Annotated in this window: 17 protein-coding genes; 4 read left to right on the top strand and 13 right to left on the bottom strand. The window is 62.5% G+C overall.

Annotated elements, in window-relative coordinates:
* Window positions 1-141: 141 nt before the first annotated feature.
* The 3 genes from thyA to MF4836_RS12540 form a co-directional block, all read right to left on the bottom strand.
* The gene (thyA, locus tag MF4836_RS12550; RefSeq protein ID WP_078470571.1) at window positions 142-846 is read right to left on the bottom strand and encodes a thymidylate synthase; all 705 of its coding nucleotides are present in this window, start codon (window positions 844-846) and stop codon (window positions 142-144) included.
* Between the two features lie 48 nt (window positions 847-894).
* Complete coding sequence (gene lgt, locus MF4836_RS12545; protein ID WP_020295863.1) at window positions 895-1,707, bottom strand: prolipoprotein diacylglyceryl transferase; 813 nt, start codon at window positions 1,705-1,707, stop codon at window positions 895-897.
* Window positions 1,708-1,790: 83 nt separating this feature from the next.
* Window positions 1,791-2,573 (bottom strand): sulfite exporter TauE/SafE family protein, encoded by a 783-nt coding sequence (locus MF4836_RS12540; RefSeq protein WP_078470570.1) that lies wholly within the window; start codon window positions 2,571-2,573, stop codon window positions 1,791-1,793.
* A gap of 123 nt (window positions 2,574-2,696) precedes the next feature.
* On the opposite strand from MF4836_RS12540, the gene MF4836_RS12535 reads away from it, so the two are divergent.
* The gene (locus MF4836_RS12535; RefSeq protein ID WP_078470569.1) at window positions 2,697-3,443 is read left to right on the top strand and encodes an NRDE family protein; all 747 of its coding nucleotides are present in this window, start codon (window positions 2,697-2,699) and stop codon (window positions 3,441-3,443) included.
* A gap of 61 nt (window positions 3,444-3,504) precedes the next feature.
* On the opposite strand, the gene ptsP is transcribed toward MF4836_RS12535, so the two are convergent.
* Together ptsP and MF4836_RS12525 are read right to left on the bottom strand one after the other, a co-directional pair.
* Window positions 3,505-5,784 (bottom strand): phosphoenolpyruvate--protein phosphotransferase, encoded by a 2,280-nt coding sequence (ptsP, locus tag MF4836_RS12530; RefSeq protein WP_020295866.1) that lies wholly within the window; start codon window positions 5,782-5,784, stop codon window positions 3,505-3,507.
* Window positions 5,785-5,806: 22 nt separating this feature from the next.
* Window positions 5,807-6,286 carry an RNA pyrophosphohydrolase gene (locus MF4836_RS12525; protein ID WP_007927344.1) on the bottom strand — a complete coding sequence of 160 codons (480 nt, stop codon included), beginning with the start codon at window positions 6,284-6,286 and terminating at the stop codon, window positions 5,807-5,809.
* Window positions 6,287-6,430: 144 nt separating this feature from the next.
* On the opposite strand from MF4836_RS12525, the gene MF4836_RS12520 reads away from it, so the two are divergent.
* Window positions 6,431-7,087: an HAD family hydrolase gene (locus MF4836_RS12520; RefSeq protein WP_078470568.1), complete on the top strand. Its 657-nt coding sequence runs from the start codon at window positions 6,431-6,433 to the stop codon at window positions 7,085-7,087.
* A gap of 55 nt (window positions 7,088-7,142) precedes the next feature.
* Here MF4836_RS12520 and MF4836_RS12515 read toward each other — a convergent pair whose 3' ends face one another.
* The 4 genes from MF4836_RS12515 to ilvA are packed head-to-tail and all read right to left on the bottom strand — an operon-like array spanning window position 7,143 to window position 10,858.
* Window positions 7,143-7,610 carry a DUF2269 family protein gene (locus MF4836_RS12515; RefSeq protein WP_078470567.1) on the bottom strand — a complete coding sequence of 156 codons (468 nt, stop codon included), beginning with the start codon at window positions 7,608-7,610 and terminating at the stop codon, window positions 7,143-7,145.
* On the bottom strand, window positions 7,607-8,863 hold the full coding sequence (locus tag MF4836_RS12510; protein ID WP_078470566.1) for an SDR family oxidoreductase: 1,257 nt from the start codon (window positions 8,861-8,863) through the stop codon (window positions 7,607-7,609). The genes MF4836_RS12515 and MF4836_RS12510 overlap by 4 nt, the downstream gene beginning before the upstream one ends.
* An 18-nt stretch (window positions 8,864-8,881) precedes the next feature.
* On the bottom strand, window positions 8,882-9,304 hold the full coding sequence (locus MF4836_RS12505) for a DUF2269 family protein (protein ID WP_078470565.1): 423 nt from the start codon (window positions 9,302-9,304) through the stop codon (window positions 8,882-8,884).
* A gap of 39 nt (window positions 9,305-9,343) precedes the next feature.
* Window positions 9,344-10,858 carry a threonine ammonia-lyase, biosynthetic gene (gene ilvA, locus MF4836_RS12500; protein ID WP_020295871.1) on the bottom strand — a complete coding sequence of 505 codons (1,515 nt, stop codon included), beginning with the start codon at window positions 10,856-10,858 and terminating at the stop codon, window positions 9,344-9,346.
* A gap of 136 nt (window positions 10,859-10,994) precedes the next feature.
* Here ilvA and rpiA point away from each other — a divergent pair, with 136 nt between their 5' ends.
* On the top strand, window positions 10,995-11,666 hold the full coding sequence (rpiA, locus tag MF4836_RS12495) for a ribose-5-phosphate isomerase RpiA (RefSeq protein WP_078470564.1): 672 nt from the start codon (window positions 10,995-10,997) through the stop codon (window positions 11,664-11,666).
* Window positions 11,667-11,724: 58 nt separating this feature from the next.
* On the opposite strand, the gene MF4836_RS12490 is transcribed toward rpiA, so the two are convergent.
* The 4 genes from MF4836_RS12490 to MF4836_RS12475 all read right to left on the bottom strand — a co-directional run bounded on the left by MF4836_RS12490 (window position 11,725) and on the right by MF4836_RS12475 (window position 15,962).
* Window positions 11,725-12,639: an SdiA-regulated domain-containing protein gene (locus MF4836_RS12490; RefSeq protein ID WP_078470563.1), complete on the bottom strand. Its 915-nt coding sequence runs from the start codon at window positions 12,637-12,639 to the stop codon at window positions 11,725-11,727.
* A gap of 117 nt (window positions 12,640-12,756) precedes the next feature.
* The gene (locus MF4836_RS12485) at window positions 12,757-13,683 is read right to left on the bottom strand and encodes an SdiA-regulated domain-containing protein (protein WP_078470562.1); all 927 of its coding nucleotides are present in this window, start codon (window positions 13,681-13,683) and stop codon (window positions 12,757-12,759) included.
* A 178-nt stretch (window positions 13,684-13,861) separates the two neighbouring features.
* Window positions 13,862-14,527: a fumarylacetoacetate hydrolase family protein gene (locus MF4836_RS12480; RefSeq protein WP_078470561.1), complete on the bottom strand. Its 666-nt coding sequence runs from the start codon at window positions 14,525-14,527 to the stop codon at window positions 13,862-13,864.
* Window positions 14,528-14,567: 40 nt separating this feature from the next.
* Window positions 14,568-15,962, bottom strand: coding sequence for an FAD-binding oxidoreductase (locus tag MF4836_RS12475; RefSeq protein ID WP_078470560.1), 1,395 nt, complete (start codon window positions 15,960-15,962; stop codon window positions 14,568-14,570).
* Between the two features lie 204 nt (window positions 15,963-16,166).
* Here MF4836_RS12475 and serA point away from each other — a divergent pair, with 204 nt between their 5' ends.
* Window positions 16,167-17,396 (top strand): phosphoglycerate dehydrogenase, encoded by a 1,230-nt coding sequence (serA, locus tag MF4836_RS12465; RefSeq protein ID WP_020295877.1) that lies wholly within the window; start codon window positions 16,167-16,169, stop codon window positions 17,394-17,396.
* The last annotated feature ends 23 nt before the right edge of the window (window positions 17,397-17,419 follow it).

The following is a 17,419-nucleotide window of genomic DNA, read 5'->3' as shown; positions in this document are numbered from 1 at the left end:
TGGGGACTCTCTGAAATCTAGGGGGGCGCCCCTAACTGCGATGACCTTCACGACTTCCTCTCTCTTCAAAGCGGCCCGTACTATACACAATGTGCATTTCGTACTGGGGCACAATAAATGAGCTTGGAAGGTAGAGCCGTACTACGCAGCCATTGCGTACTGTGCTGGTTCTTCGAGGGGGTATAAAAGGCCCAGGTCATTGGAACGGATATAGAGGGTCAGGGAGATTTCCCGAGTCTCGACATTCGGGTGGAACTGATACAGCAGATGGCACGGCGGCAAGGCCATTTCATCGAGCTGAGCGCAGTTCCAGCCGTGGAACAGGATCCGGCGGCTGCCCGGGTCCTTGATGATGGTGTCGACACACTGGCGGATCTGGTCGATGGCCTTGTACAGCACCACATAGGCCTGACCGTTTTCCTCGCCTTCGGCGATCTGCCGATAGCCCTGGGCCAGGGTCTGCTCGATGGCGGCCGGGTTGCTCAGGGCGATCTGCTTGTAGGCCGGCCATTTGCGCCATTGCACGCCATAGATTTCACCCAGGTCGTCTTCGCCCTGGCGGAACGGGTTGGCCAGCCACTGCGCGTTTTCGTTGGCGTTCTGGTCCCAGACCTTGCAGCCCAGGGCACGGAACTCGGCGGCGTTGTTCACGCCACGCAGAAAACCGCACATCTCGCCGATGGCCGACTTGAAGGCCATCTTGCGGGTGGTGATGGCTGGAAAGCCTTCCTTGAGGTCATAGCGCAGCATGGCACCGGGAAAACTGATGGTGTTCACACCGGTGCGGTTGGCCTGCTTGGTGCCGTTGTTGATGACGTGGGCGACCAGATCGAGATATTGCTTCATGAATTACCTGCATCCTTGAACCCGGGGCCAGGGCCCCGGTATTCGAATTTAAAGCGCGGCGCTCGTGTTCGCCGGAGCGCGGTGATAAGCCAGCCAGATCAGGAACAGGCCACCGATGATCATCGGCAGGCACAGTACCTGGCCCATGGTCAGCCAGTTCCACGCCAGGTAGCCGAGCTGGGCATCCGGCACCCGGACGAACTCGACGATAAACCGGAAAATCCCGTAGAACAGGGCAAACATGCCGGAGACCGCCATGGTCGGCCGCGGCTTGCGCGAGAACAGCCACAGGATCACGAACAGCGCCACGCCTTCCAACGCGAACTGGTACAGCTGCGACGGATGCCGCGGCAACTGCGAAGGGTCACTGAACGGCGGGAAAATCATTGCCCAGGGCAGGTCGGTCGGCTTGCCCCACAATTCGGCGTTGATGAAGTTGCCGATCCGCCCGGCGCCCAGGCCGATCGGCACCATCGGCGCGACGAAATCCATCAGCTCGAAGAATGACTTGTTGTTGCGCTTGCCGAACCACAAGGCCGCCAGCATCACCCCGATAAAGCCGCCATGGAACGACATGCCGCCCTTCCACACCTCGAAGATCAGGGTCGGGTTGGCCAGGTACGCGTTCAGGTCGTAGAACAGCACATACCCCAGACGGCCACCGACAATGACCCCCATCGACATCCAGAACACCATGTCGGAGAGCTTCTCCTTGTTCCAGGTCGGGTCGAAACGGTTCAGCCGGCGCGATGCCAGCAGCCAGGCACCGCCGATGCCGATCAGGTACATCAGCCCGTACCAGTGGATTTTCAGCGGACCGATGGCCAGGGCCACCGGATCGATCTGCGGGTAAGGCAGCATTGCGACTCCTCGTAAGAGTAGAAAACTCAAGATTGCGGGCGTGACAGTGGCACGCCGGGATTAAGCCAGGATTGCGGCCCCTTTCAGAGCAGGAAACTCAGCCCTACACCAAACAGCAGCGCGGCGAACAGACGCTTGAGCAGGCGCGGCGACAGGCTGTGGGCCAGGCGCGCGCCAAAGCGGGCGAATACCATGCTGGTCAGCGCAATGCCCAGCAGCGCCGGCAAATACACAAAACCCAGACTATGGGCCGGCAGCAACGGATCATGCCAGCCCAGAATCATGAAACTTAAGGCACTGGCCAGGGCAATCGGCAGGCCGCAGGCCGATGACGTGGCCACCGCCTGTTGCATGGGCACGCTGCGCCAGGTCAGGAACGGCACGGTGAGCGAGCCGCCACCGATGCCGAAAATCGCCGAAGCCCAGCCAATCACGGTGCCGGCCAGGGTCAGACCCACTTTGCCGGGAACCGTTCGGCTGGCCTTGGGCTTGAGTTCAAGGACCATCTGCAGGGCGATCACCAGGGCGAATACACCAATGATCTTTTGCAGGTGGGGACCGGAAATCGCCTCCGCCGTCAGCGCACCAAAGCCGGCGCCGATCAGAATCCCTACGGTCATCCAGACAAAGATCGGCCAGCGCACCGCGCCCCTGCGCTGATGCTCGCGAATCGCATTGACCGAAGTGAAGATGATGGTCGCCAGCGAGGTGCCCACCGCCAGGTGGGTCAACACCAGCGGGTCGAAGCCCTGCGCCTTGAAACTGAACACCAGCACCGGAACGATGATGATCCCGCCACCCACGCCAAACAGCCCGGCCAGCACGCCCGCACAGGCGCCCAACAGCAGATAGAGCAGAAATTCCATGGGTGCACCCCAAAATAAGACCGGCATGGTAACGGATGCACGGCCTTCGGCTCCACTGGATGGCGATGGATACCCGCTTCATCTGTGCGTAGAGTGGGCAAAAACACAAAAGGGATTAGCCCGATGTGCTTGATCGTTTTCGCTTGGCGGCCGGGCCACGCCCAACCGCTGATCGTCGCGGCCAACCGCGACGAATTCTATGCCCGCCCCAGCCTGCCCCTCGCCCAATGGCCTGAAACCCCGGAAATTCACGCCGGACGCGACCTGGAAGCCGGGGGCACCTGGCTGGGGGTCGGCGCCGATGGCCGCTTCGCCGCACTGACCAATATCCGCGACCCTCATCAACCCCCGGCGCGCCGTTCCCGGGGCGAACTGGTGGCACGCTTTCTCGCCGGAAAAATCCCGCTGGATGACTATTTGACCGACGTTGTCGGCCGATCGGTGGAATATGCCGGCTTTAACCTGCTGCTCGGCACCGCCGAAGCGCTGTGGCATCACAACGCCAATGACCTGCAACCCCAGCGCCTGGGAAGCGGCGTGTATGGCTTGTCCAACGCCGGCCTGGATACGCCCTGGCCGAAACTGCTCAAGGCCCGTGCCGCCCTCGGTGAACTGCTGGACGATCCGCAGCCCCAGGCGCTGCTTGCCTTGCTCAGTGATCCGCAGACCGCGCCCTTTGCCGACTTGCCGGACACCGGCGTCGGCCTGGCCACCGAGAGTCTGCTGTCCAGCGTGTTTATCGCCAGCCCCAGCTACGGCACCCGCGCCAGCACCGCACTGATCGTCCACGCCGATGGCACCCGGCACCTGGTGGAGCGCAGTTTCGGGCCCTATGGCGGGCATTTGGGAGAGGTCGAGCTGAAGGTTTAAAACGCCCAGGCCGGATGCTGCGGAGCAGGATCCGGCCGGGTGGTGAGTAGAACCGCGCGGTTTAAAGCGTCTTGGCCGAAGCGGGATTGATCATCCGCGCCAGGCCGAGCTTTTTCAGCGCCAGTTGCAGCGAGCTGTGGATAACTTGCGGGTTGTCGATGGTCATCAGCTCGGCCAGCAGTTCCTTGGCCTTGGTCAGGTTGATCTGACGCAGCATCCACTTCACTTTCGGCAGGTTGGTGGCGTTCATCGACAGACTGTCGAACCCCATCGCCATCAGCAGCACCGCTGCCGCCGGATCACCGGCCATCTCACCGCAAATGCTCACCGGCTTGCCTTCGGCATGGGCGTCGCGCACTACGTTTTGCAGGGCTTGCAGCACCGCCGGGTGCAGGTAGTCGTATAGATCGGCGACCCGCGGGTTGTTGCGGTCCACGGCCAGCAGGTATTGGGTCAGGTCGTTGGAGCCGACCGACAGGAAGTCCACCTGACGCGCCAGCTCCTTGGTCTGGTAGACCGCAGCCGGAATTTCGATCATGACCCCAATCGGCGGCATCGGCACATCAGTGCCTTCGTCACGCACTTCACCCCATGCACGGTGGATCAGGTGCAGGGCTTCTTCCAGCTCGTGGGTGCCGGAGATCATCGGCAGCAGAATGCGCAGGTTGTTCAGGCCTTCGCTGGCCTTGAGCATGGCCCGGGTCTGGACCAGGAAGATTTCCGGGTGGTCGAGGGTGACGCGAATGCCGCGCCAGCCGAGGAAGGGGTTGTCTTCCTTGATCGGGAAATAAGACAGTGACTTGTCGCCGCCGATGTCCAGGCTGCGCATCGTCACCGGCTGCGGATGGAAGGCCGCCAGTTGCTCGCGATAAATCGCCAGCTGCTCCTTTTCACTCGGGAAACGCTGATTGATCATGAACGGCACTTCGGTGCGGTACAGGCCCACACCTTCGGCGCCGCGCTTCTGCGCCCGCGCCACATCGGCCAGCAGGCCGGTGTTGACCCACAGCGGCATGCGGTGGCCATCCAGGGTCACGCACGGCAGGTCGCGCAGCGCATCCAGGCCCTGGGCCAGTTGCCGCTCTTCCTCGACCACCTCGGCGAACTGCTTGCGCAGCACATCGCTAGGGTTGGTGTAGACCTCGCCGTGGTAGCCATCGACGATCATCTGGATGCCGTCGACCTTGGAGTAAGGCAGGTCGACCAGGCCCATCACCGTCGGAATCCCCATGGCTCGCGCCAGGATCGCAACGTGGGAGTTGCCCGAACCCAATACCGACACCAGGCCGACCAGCTTGCCTTCCGGCACCTCGCCGAGCATGGCCGGCGTCAGTTCTTCGCTGATCAGGATGGTGTTGTCGGGGTAGACCAGGGTTTGCTGGCGCTCTTCCTGCAGGTAGGCCAGCAGTCGGCGGCCCAGGTCCTTGACGTCGGACGCCCGCTCGCGCAGGTAGGCATCGTCCATCAGCTCAAAGCGGTTGACGTGATCGGTGACCACCTGACGCAGTGCGCCCTGGGCCCACTGACCGGTCTTGATAATGGTGGTGACTTCACTGCCCAGCGAGGCATCGTCGAGCATCATCAGGTAGACGTCGAACAGGGCGCGCTCTTCCGGGCGCAGCTGGGTCGCGAGTTTTGCCGACAGTGCGCGCATATCGGCACGCACGCCTTCAATGGCGGTCTTGAACAGCCCGAGCTCGGCATCGATATCGCTGATGGTTTTATCCGGCACCACGTCCAGGTCGGCCGGCGGCAGCATGACCACCGCCGTACCCACTGCGGCACCCGGCGAACCCGGGACGCCGACGAACTTGGCTTCCTGAATCCCCTTGCCCTGGCGCCCCAGGCCGCGGATCGAGCCGGTGGCTTCGGCGTGGGCGATAACCCCCGCCAGCTGCGCGCTCATGGTCACCAGGAAGGCTTCTTCGCCCTCGTCGAACTGGCGACGCTCCTTTTGCTGGATGACCAGCACGCCCACGACCCGGCGGTGGTGGATGATCGGTGCGCCGAGGAAAGAGGCGTAACGCTCCTCGCCGGTTTCGGCGAAGTAGCGATAGCGCGGGTGATCGGCGGCATTTTCGAGGTTGAGCGGTTCTTCGCGCGTGCCGACCAGGCCGACCAGACCTTCATTGGGTGCCATGCTGACCTTGCCGATCGAGCGCTTGTTCAAGCCCTCGGTGGCCATCAGGACAAAACGGTTGGTCTCGGGGTCCAGCAGATAGACCGAGCAGACCTGACTGCCCATGGCCTCTTTGACGCGCAATACAATAATCCCTAACGCCGCCTTGAGATCCTTGGCGGAGTTAACTTCCTGGACGATCTTGCGCAGCGTATTGAGCATGGCTCGGGGTCGAACTCCGTCGTCAGTCGCGCGCTAATAGGCGCGGGGCAAGCTCTTTGAGAGCGCGGCGATAAACCTCGCGCTTGAATGTCACCACCTGGCCCAACGGATACCAATAACTGACCCAGCGCCAGCCATCGAATTCCGGTTTACCGGTCAAATCCATCCGCACCCGCTGCTCGTTGGAGATCAGGCGCAGGAGAAACCATTTCTGTTTCTGGCCGATGCACAGCGGTTGGCTGTGTGTCCTGACCAGACGTTGCGGCAAACGATAGCGCAACCAGCCCCGGGTGCAGGCGAGAATTTGCACATCTTCGCGCTCCAGGCCCACTTCTTCGTTCAACTCGCGGTACAAGGCGTCTTCCGGAGTCTCCTCGGGGTTGATCCCCCCTTGAGGAAACTGCCAGGCATCTTGATTGATACGGCGAGCCCATAGCACCTGGCCGGCATCATTCGTCAGAATAATCCCGACATTGGGGCGGAAACCATCGGGGTCGATCACGGCAACAACCTCGCAAACGCATGTCGCCGCATTGTTCCACAAAGGTTGTTAAAGCAGCAACGAGGCGGCTTACCTTATGTGCACTCTTGTGAAAAGACCGTATTCTGGACGCCTTTTTCAGCCTTCTGTGAGCGAGTAACTGCAATGCGCCTGGCTTTATTCGACTTGGACAACACGCTTCTGGGCGGTGACAGCGATCACGCCTGGGGCGATTACCTGTGCGAAAGAGGCTTCCTCGACGCCGTCACCTACAAGGCCCGCAACGACGAGTTCTACCAGGATTACCTGGCAGGCAAGCTCGATAACGCCGCCTACCTGAACTTCTGCCTGGAAATTCTCGGCCGCACCGAGATGAGCGTGCTCGATCAATGGCACCGCGACTATATGCGCGACTGCATCGAGCCGATCCTGTTGCCCAAGGCCCTGGCGCTGCTGGCCAAGCACCGCGAGGCCGGCGACAAGCTGGTGATCATCACCGCCACCAACCGCTTCGTCACCGCGCCGATCGCCGAGCGCCTGGGCGTGGAACACCTGATCGCCACCGAATGCGAGATGGTCGACGGCCGCTACAGCGGGCGCAGCACCGATGTACCCTGCTTCCGTGAAGGCAAAGTGACACGCCTGAACCGCTGGCTGGAAGAAACCGGCCACACCCTGGACGACAGCTACTTCTACAGCGACTCGATGAACGACCTGCCGCTGCTGGAGCAGGTGGCGAACCCGGTGGCGGTCGACCCCGACCCGAACCTGCTGGCCGAAGCCCAGAAACGTGGCTGGCCCGTGCTCAGCCTGCGAGGCTGATGCCGCTGCCCGGTCCGCTTGAGCACGCGGACCGGGGCCCAGGCCACGCCAGCCATCACGCCGGCTTGGCCACCATCAAATAGAAAATCGCCATGAACGCCAGGAACGCCGGCCAGCCCAGGGCAAACCACCAGCGCATGTAGGTGGCGGCCTTGAGCGGCATCGGCGTGCCGTCGCGCAACGCCTGCTCGGCCATGCGGTGGACCCGGATCTGCAACCAGACCACCGGCAACCAGCAAATACCCGCCAGCACATACAAACCCAGGCTCCACATCAGCCAGCTCTGCCCGATCGACCAACCCGCCAGGTGAATCAGCCCCAGGCCACTCAGCGGCTGGAACACCGCCGTGGTCGCGGTAAACGCCCAGTCGGCGAACACCAGGTGCTTGAAGGTCACGGCGATCACTTCGACCTTGCCGCTGCGCCAGGCACGCAGGGCGTAATAGGCCGAGCCGGCGCCCAGCCCGAACAGAATGGTCGAAGACAGGATGTGCAGGGTTTTAAGCAGCAGGTAAACACTCATCGACGCGGTTCGGTCCAGAGAAGCCAAAGGGTCGCCACCATCAGCACCAGGTTCTTGGCGACGGCGGCATAAGGGTCAAACCAGTAGTGCGGCAGTACCAGGCTGATAAACAGGGTGTAACCCAGCATCAACAGCAGCTGCACCTGCAGGGTTCGTCGCCGCCAGCGCTTGAGCAGCAGCCCGACGCCCAACAGCGCATCGCACAGCGAGCCGCCGACCACCGCCAGCATGGCCATGACGCCGTGGACCCCGGCCTCGCCCATGATCCGCAGCCCCCAGTCGTAACCGGGGCCGATGCACACGGCTGCCGTGCCCAGCCAAATCAACACCATCACTGCCAGCATCAGCGGGCGCAGCGCCAGCTGGCTGCTCTGGCTCGCCGTCGGCCAGTCGTGCAAACGCGTCGGCAACGGCGCCGCACGGTAGCCGCAGACCGACTCCAGCACCTGCGGATCGGCCAGGTTGTCGCGCTGCGCCATGCGCAGGCTTTGTCGATTCAGGGCACGCCAGCCCAGGCGCTCCCCCAGCCAGGCGCCAACCGCCAGCAGCCCGGACGGCACTTTGATGTAGCGCCCCGGCGCCCAACCCTGGGCCGCACGCAACTGGTCCAGGACCTGGGCCAAAGTCAGGCACTGCGGGCCCACCAGCGGCAAGACCATGGCCTGCGCCGGCCATTGGCGCAGCAATGCCAGGACCGCGCCACTCAGGTCGTCCACATGCAATGGCTGCGACTGCGCCTTCAGGTCGAGCAGGGCAATCAGCGGCCAGGGCGAGAGCCGGGCCAGCCAGCCACTGCTGGCGCCGCCCTGCCCCAGCACCAGCGAAGGGCGCAGCACCACCGCGTCGATACCCAGTTGCAGCAGATAGTCATCCGCCGCGCCCTTGCTGGCGAGAAAGGCCACGTCCGATTGCGCCGCCGCGCCGAGGGCCGAGATCTGCAATACCCGCACGCCTCGTTGGGCCGCCAGATCAAACAGCGCGCGGGCGCCCCGATCCTGGGTCAGCGCCAGCGCCGCGGTGTCGGTAGTCAGCAGCCCGGCTGCGTTGATCAGCAGGTCGACCTGCTCGGGAAAGGCAAAATAAGTCGGGTCCCGGGCCAGCAGGTCGAGGTCCAGGCAGCGCCACTCAACCCCGGGCAACCCAGGCGCCTGGGGCTGGCGACTGGTGGCGATCAATTGATGGCCAGCGGCGTGCAGCGCCGTCAGCAGATGGCGACCGATAAACCCCGTGGCCCCCACCAGAAGGATTTTCATCAGATTCCCCAGTGCGGCTCAGACCGGCTTGGCGCCCATCAACCCGGCGATGGCGAAAAAACACACAAAGCTGAATATCGCCAACGCCAGGGTGAATTTCAGGCCGCTGGCCGCCTTGGCCAGCCGCAGGCGGTTGAGCCGCACCAGCAACCACAACCAGGCCAGCGCGCCCAGGGTGTAGAGCACGCTGGAGGCGAGGATCCAGGTCTGGCCCAGCGGCCAGCCCACCAGGTGCACCATCCACCAGCCGCTGAAGGGCAGGCTCAGGACGCCCAGCGCCATCAGCAACCAGCCGAACAGCCCCGGCCGACGCAGCACCCGGCTGTAAAAGGTGGCGTCACCCCGGTTGCGCCAGACCCAGACCGCCAGGCCCAGGACGCTGCCCAACAGCAGCACCGTGGCCAGCACATGCAGCAACTTCAGCGTGGTCAATATTTCCATGTCATCTCTTCCTTAGGCCGTGCCCATCAGCGTAGCCGTTCAGCCCAGGAACAGCTGATACGCCGGGTTGTCGCTTTCATCCCAGTACGGGTAGCCGATTTGCGCCAGTGCCGCCGGCACCAGATGACGCTCGGCAGCCGGGACTTGCAGGCCGGCAACCACCCGGCCATCGGCTGCGCCGTGGTTGCGGTAGTGGAACATCGAGATGTTCCAGCGCCCGCCCAGCTTGTGCAGGAAGTTGAACAAGGCGCCCGGGCGCTCCGGAAACTCGAAGCGAAACACCACTTCGTCACTGACCTTTTCCGCATGGCCACCGACCATGTAGCGGATATGCAGCTTGGCCAGCTCGTTGTCGGTCAGGTCGATGACCGGGAAGCCCTGCTCGGTCAGGCTGGCAATCAAGGCGCTGCGCGGGTCGTTTTCCGGGTGAGTCTGCACCCCGACGAAAATGTGCGCTTCGCTGCCTGTGTTGTAGCGGTAGTTGAATTCGGTGATCTGGCGCTTGCCGATGGCTTCGCAGAACGCCTTGAAGCTGCCCGGCTTCTCGGGAATGGTCACGGCGATGATGGCTTCACGGCCCTCGCCCAACTCGGCGCGCTCGGCCACGTGGCGCAGGCGGTCGAAGTTGACGTTGGCGCCGGAATCGATGGCCACCAGGGTCTGGCCGGTGATGCCGCGCTGCTCGACGTACTTCTTGATCCCGGCCACGCCTAGGGCGCCGGCAGGTTCGGTGATCGAGCGGGTATCGTCGTAGATATCCTTGATTGCCGCACAGATCTCGTCGGTGCTGACGGTGATGACTTCGTCGACGTAGTCTTTGCAGATATCGAAGGTGTGCTGGCCGATCTGCGCCACCGCCACGCCATCGGCAAAGATGCCCACGGTCGGCAGCACCACTCGCTCACCGGCGGCCATGGCGGCTTGCAGGCAGTTGGAGTCGTCCGGTTCGACGCCGATGATCTTGATTTCCGGGCGCAGGTACTTCACGTACGCCGCGATGCCGGCGATCAGGCCGCCGCCGCCCACCGGGACAAAGATCGCATCCAGGCGCCCGGGGTGCTGGCGCAGGATTTCCATCGCCACCGTGCCCTGCCCGGCAATGGTGTGCGGATCATCGTAGGGGTGGATGTAGACGTAGCCTTTTTCGTCGACCAGCTTCAGCGAGTAGGCCAGGGCTTCCGGGAAGGAGTCACCGTGCAGCACCACCTTGCCACCGCGCGAACGCACACCTTCGACCTTGATCTCCGGGGTGGTCTTGGGCATCACGATGGTCGCCTTGACCCCCAGGACCTTGGCCGCCAGGGCCAGGCCCTGGGCGTGGTTACCCGCAGAGGCCGTGACCACGCCCCGCGCGCGCTCTGCCTCGCTGAGCTGGGTGAGCTTGTTGTAGGCGCCGCGAATCTTGAACGAGAACACCGGCTGCAAGTCTTCACGCTTGAGCCAGACCTGATTGCCCAGCCGCTCGGAAAGCTGGCGGGCGGTCTGCAGGGGGGTTTCTACGGCAACGTCGTAAACGCGCGAGGTGAGGATCTTTTTGACGTACTGTTCAAGCATCGGAAAGCATCACTGAGCGGGTTGGGCAGGGCCAGGGAGTCTAACCCAGCGTTTGGGCGGGCGACCACACGAAAACAGAGGTTTTGTTGGGTTATACTCGCGCCCCTCTTTACTCCCCGCCCGCTCCGGAGCCCGCATGACCCAGGATCAACTCAAACAGGCAGTGGCCCAGGCCGCCGTCGATTTAATCCTTCCGAAACTCGATGACAAAAGCATCGTCGGGGTCGGCACCGGCTCTACCGCCAACTGCTTTATCGATGCCCTGGCCCAGCACAAGGGCGCCTTCGACGGCGCGGTCGCCAGCTCCGAAGCCACCGCCGCGCGCCTCAAGGGCCACGGGATTCCGGTGTATGAGCTCAACACCGTCAGCGATCTGGAGTTCTACGTCGACGGCGCCGACGAAAGCGACGCGCACCTGAACCTGATCAAGGGCGGTGGCGCGGCCCTGACGCGCGAGAAGATCGTGGCCGCCGTGGCCAAGACTTTCATCTGCATCGCCGACGCCAGCAAGCTGGTCTCGGTGCTGGGCGCCTTCCCGCTGCCGGTGGAAGTGATCCCCATGGCCCGCAGCCACGTGGCCCGCGAGCTGGTCAAGCTCGGCGGCGACCCGGTGTACCGCGAGGGCGTGCTGACCGATAACGGCAACATCATCCTCGACGTGTTCAATATGCAGATCACCAACCCGGTGGAGCTGGAGCGCCAGATCAACGCCATCGTCGGCGTGGTCACCAACGGCCTGTTCGCCGCGCGCCCGGCCGACGTACTGCTGCTGGGCACCAGCGAAGGCGTGAAAACCCTCAAGGCCTGATCCCGCAGTCGCCTGCCGGCGCTGATCCTTGAATGGGACCCGCGTCGGCAGGCTCGCCTTACAATGCGGGTTTCTTGAACACGTAGAACAGGTTCGGCTCGCTCACCAGGTACAGGCTGCCATCGTCATCCATGGCGATCCCTTCCGCCTGCGGCACTGTCGCCCGCAACCCCTGCTGGCCCTTGGTCAGGGACAGGGTGCTCAGCGGTCGCCCGTCGACATCCAGCTCCAGCACCAACCGCGACTCATCCGACAGCGCCAGCAAATGCCCGGTGCGTTCGTCGTACTGCAGGCTGGACAGGTCACGGACAAACATCCCGGCATCGCGCTTGGGGTTGTTGACCACGTGCACCGCGTAGGACTTTTCCGGGTTGTAGTGAGGAAAGCCCTGCACCTCATAGATCAACATCGGATCACGTTCCTTGGCGACGAACAGGCGCTTGCCCACCGAGTCGTACGCCAACCCTTCAAACCCCTTGTTGCTGCTCATGTGCACACCCAGGGTCATTTGCTCGGCATCGGCCGCATCGAGAAACTGCGTATCGTCCTCAAGGTGGATCTTGATCAGGCGCTGCCGGCGCTCGTCCGTCAGCACGTAAGTGTCGGCGCTGATGAACTCCACCGCCTCCGGATCGCCAAAGCCGACCAGGGCCACCCGGCGCAGGATCTGCCCCTCGAGCGACAGCTCGATCAGTTCGGCATTCTTGTTGGTGACGGTAAACAGGCTCTTGCGCACCGGGTCGTAGGTCAGTGCCGACACGTCGTCGTCCAGGCCCGGGATCTGTTGCGCCTCGATCTCCACCCGATAATCGCCCAGGCCGATGGAACGGGCATCGGCCGGTTGCCACAGGCCTTGCACATTGAACCAGGCGCGCTCGAACAATCGGTACTGCTGGGCGGCGACCCCGACCAGCAACAGAGCGACCAGGCACAGCATCAGGGAAAGGGCTTTGGGACGGGCAAGTCGGCGCATTCAGGCAAGCTCGGGATCAGGACGGACGGATGAAATATCACGTCTGACTGAATTTAAACTTAATTGCCCGGGGTGTCTGGCCCGCCTTGCCATCACCGCAGGGCGCAGCCGTGTGACTCAGCGCTTCTCGAAGCGGTAAAAAAGGTCGGGCTCGCTGACCATGTACAACACACCGGCGTCGTCCATGGCCACGCCCTCGGCGCGGGGAATGGTGCTCTTCAAACCGTTGAAACCGCCCAGCAGGGTCATGAAGCTGACCTGCTCACCGGCTTCGTCCAGCTCCAGCAACAGATGGGAATCGGCGGACAGGACCAGGGTGTGACCGGTGCGCGGGTCGATGCCCAGGGCCGACAGGTTGCGCAGGTCCAGCTCGTCACTGGCCAGCTTCTGCTTGTCCCCCTTGAGCACCTGGCTGCCGTCGCTGCTCCAGGTGAACAGCGCCGGCGGCCGCTCCTCGCCCAGCAGCAGCTGCTGCTTGCGCGGGTTCCAGGCGATGGCTTCAAAGGCTTTGTTCTGGTCTTTCGAAGGGCCCAGGTCGTATTTGGGGAAGTCGGCGATGTTCAGTTCGCGGGTGCTGGCGTCGACCTTGACGATGGTCAACAGGTGCTGGCGTTCGTCGACGATGGCCAACAGCCCGTTTTCCAACGCCGCCACGCCTTCCGGATTGCCCCAGCCCACCAGCGGCATCTTGCGCAGCACATCGCCCTGCAGGCTCAACTCCACCAGGAACGGGTTCTTGCCCATCACCGAAAACAGGGTCTTGGTCTGCGGGTTATAGGTCAGGTCGGAGGCCTCGTCCTTCTCCATACCCGGCAGCACCTTGGCATCGATCACCGCACGGTAGTCGGGCAGCCACACGCTTTCCTGGCGCTCCACCGGCGTTTCAAACCCCTCCTGGACCCACAACCAGCCGCGATCATCCCAATGCATGGCGTACGCCAAGCCGTAGACGATCACGCCTACCAGCAGCAACCAAGAATACCAGCGCATGACGAAGCGCGAGCGGTGAGCGGTTTTGAGTTTGGGAAGGGGATGCACGGCCATCAATGACATTCCAGAAAATCAGCCATTTGTAATAGCACACGCAATAACGATTCGCGCACTTTGAGCCGGCATTTATCCAGACAAGATGTGAAAAAAATGCCAAACACCCAGGGCGAGTGCTTGCAGGCTGGCGCGACCCGATCAGGATCGGCCAGCCCGGACGGTTGGCAGCGAAGGCTCAGCGAACGCTGCTGCTGAAGGAGCTGGCACCCGGAAGCTCCAGGACCAACTCGTCACCGACATTCAGCGGACCGACGCCCACCGGCGTGCCGGTCAGGATCACATCGCCGGCCTGCAGCGAGAAGCAACCGGCCATGTGCTGGATCATCGGCACGATGGGGTTGAGCATCGCGCTGCTGTTACCGTCCTGGCGAACTTCACCGTTGATGGTCAGGCGGATGCCGATGTCGGTCAGGTCGGCGAAGGTGCTGCTGACCACGAACGGTGCCAGGACCGCCGCGCCGTCGAACGACTTGGCGATTTCCCAGGGCAGGCCCTTGGCCTTGAGCTCGGACTGCTTGTCACGCAGGGTCAGGTCCAGGGCCGGGGCGAAACCGGAAATCGCATCCAGCACCTCTTCGCGGCTGGGCTTGGTCGACAGCGGTTTGCCGATCAACACGGCGATTTCCGCCTCGTAGTGCACCGAGCCACGCTCGGTCGGAATGCTGAACCCGCCTTCCAGCGCCACCACACAACTGCCCGGCTTGATAAACAGCAGCGGTTCGGTGGGCACCGGGTTGTCCAGTTCCTTGGCGTGCTCGGCGTAGTTGCGGCCGATACACACCACTTTGCCTACCGGGAAGTGGATTTTCGTACCGTCGACGTATTGGTGCTGATAGCTCATTACCGACTCCTGCTCGTTGGATTCTTCAGGGACTGCGGCTTCAAACGGCGAAAATCTTGCCCGGGTTCATGATCCCGTTCGGATCGAACACGGCCTTGACTGCTTTCATGTACTCGATCTCGACCGCCGAGCGGCTGTAGGTCAGGTAATCGCGCTTGGTCATGCCCACGCCGTGTTCGGCGGAAATCGAACCGTTGTACTTCTCGACGGTTTCGAACACCCACTTGTTGACCGTGGCGCACTTGGCGAAAAACTCGTCCTTGCTCAAGTTGTCCGGCTTGAGGATGTTCAAGTGCAGGTTGCCGTCGCCGATATGGCCAAACCAGACGATTTCGAAGTCCGGGTAGTGTTCGCCGACGATCGCATCGATTTCCTTCAGGAAAGCCGGCACTTTCGACACAGTGACCGAAATGTCGTTTTTGTACGGGGTCCAGTGGGAAATGGTCTCGGAGATGTACTCACGCAGCTTCCACAGGTTGTGCAGCTGGGTTTCGCTCTGGCTCATCACGCCATCCAGCACCCAGCCCTGCTCAACGCAGTGCTCGAAGGTTTCCAGGGCGTGGTTGGCCACTTCTTCAGTGGTCGCTTCGAATTCCAGCAGGGCGTAGAAGGGGCAGTCGGATTCGAACGGCGCCGGTACATCACCCCGGGCCATGACCTTGGCCAGGGCCTTGTCGGAGAAGAACTCGAACGCGGTCAGATCGAGCTTGCTCTGGAAGGCGTGCAGCACCGGCATGATCGAGTCGAAATCGGCGGTGCCCAGCACCATCGCGGTGAGGTTCTTCGGCGCACGATCCAGGCGCATGGTGGCCTCGACCACAAAACCCAGGGTGCCTTCAGCGCCGATGAACAGCTGACGCAGGTCGTAGCCCGTGGCGTTCTTGATCAGGTCCTTGTTCAGCTCCAGCAGGTCGCCCTTGCCGGTGACGACTTTCATGCCGGCAACCCAGTTACGGGTCATGCCGTAGCGAATAACCTTGATCCCGCCGGCATTGGTGCCGATATTGCCGCCAATCTGGCTGGAACCGGCAGAGGCGAAGTCCACGGGGTAGTACAGGCCCTTGTCGCTGGCCAGGTTCTGCAACTGTTCGGTGACCACGCCGGGCTGGCAGACTGCCGTACGGTCGGTGAGGTTCACGTCGAGGATCTGGTTCATGTAGTCGAAGGACACCACCACTTCACCATTGGCCGCCACTGCAGCAGCGGAAAGCCCGGTGCGTCCGCCCGACGGCACCAGCGCGATCTTGTGCTGATTGGCCCAGCGCACGATGGCCTGAACCTGCTCGGTGGTCTTGGGAAACACGATGGCCGTGGGGGCCGGAGCGAAATGCTTGGTCCAATCCTTGCCATAAGCATTCAGGGAGTCGGCATCGGTCAGCACTTTGCCAGGCTCAACCAGGGTCTTCAGCTCATCAATCAGGGCAGGATTGGTCATCGACAGAACTCTCGAACAATTCATGGTCATCCTGAGAACGCTTCACGTCGCAGGAATGAGTGTTTAGCGGGGTGCGTATGCTAGCATACCGCCCCCGCAGGGTAGTGCCCAAAGGCGCTCTGCGGTGACGGCTTTCCTGCCGTCCGGGTCAGCTATCGCTGTCCGATTCCCTGCCATTTTTCTCCGGGACACAGGTTTACGCAGATGAGCAAGACTTCTCTCGATAAGAGCAAGATCAAGTTCCTTCTTCTCGAAGGCGTCCACCAATCCGCTGTCGACGTCCTCAAGGCCGCCGGCTACACCAGCATCGAGTACCTCACGGGCTCCTTGCCGGAAGCCCAGCTCAAGGAAAAGATCGCTGACGCTCACTTCATCGGCATCCGTTCCCGCACGCAACTGACTGAAGAGATCTTCGACCACGCGAAGAAACTGGTCGCGGTCGGCTGTTTCTGCATCGGCACCAACCAGGTTGACCTCAACGCCGCTCGCGAGCGCGGGATTGCGGTGTTCAACGCGCCGTACTCCAACACCCGTTCGGTTGCCGAGCTGGTATTGGCCGAGGCGATCCTGCTGCTGCGCGGCATCCCGGAGAAGAACGCTTCCTGCCACCGTGGTGGCTGGATCAAAAGCGCTGCCAACTCGTTCGAGATCCGCGGCAAGAAGCTGGGCATCGTCGGCTACGGTTCGATCGGTACGCAGTTGTCGGTCCTGGCCGAAGGCCTGGGCATGCAGGTGTTCTTCTACGACACCGTGACCAAGCTGCCGCTGGGTAACGCGACCCAGGTTGGCAAGCTGCACGACCTGCTGGCCATGTCCGACATCGTGACCCTGCACGTTCCGGAAACCGCTGCGACCCAGTGGATGATCGGCGAGAAGGAAATCCGCGCCATCAAGAAGGGCGGGATCCTGATCAACGCAGCACGCGGCACCGTGGTCGAGCTGGACCACCTGGCCGCCGCGATCAAGGACAAGCACCTGATCGGCGCCGCCATCGACGTATTCCCGGTGGAGCCGCGCTCCAACGATGAAGAGTTCGAAAGCCCGCTGCGTGGCCTGGACAACGTGATCCTGACCCCGCACATCGGTGGCTCCACTGCTGAAGCCCAGGCCAACATTGGCCTGGAAGTGGCAGAGAAACTGGTCAAGTACAGCGACAACGGTACGTCGGTGTCCTCGGTCAACTTCCCGGAAGTGGCCCTGCCGGCTCACCCGGGCAAGCACCGCCTGCTGCACATCCACGAGAACATCCCGGGTGTGATGAGCGAGATCAACAAGGTCTTCGCCGAAAACGGCATCAACATCTCCGGTCAGTTCCTGCAGACCAACGAGAAAGTCGGTTACGTGGTAATCGACGTCGACGCCGAGTACTCGGACCTGGCGCAAGAGAAGCTGCAACACATCAACGGCACCATCCGTTGCCGCGTGTTGTTCTAAGCGTTCAGCGCTGGACTAAAAAG

Origin of the sequence: Pseudomonas sp. MF4836 (assembly GCF_002018875.1) — a bacterium.
Classification (GTDB): Bacteria; Pseudomonadota; Gammaproteobacteria; order Pseudomonadales; family Pseudomonadaceae; genus Aquipseudomonas.
Note: the sequence above shows the minus strand (reverse complement) of the source record. Positions and strands in the feature narration are given on the sequence as shown.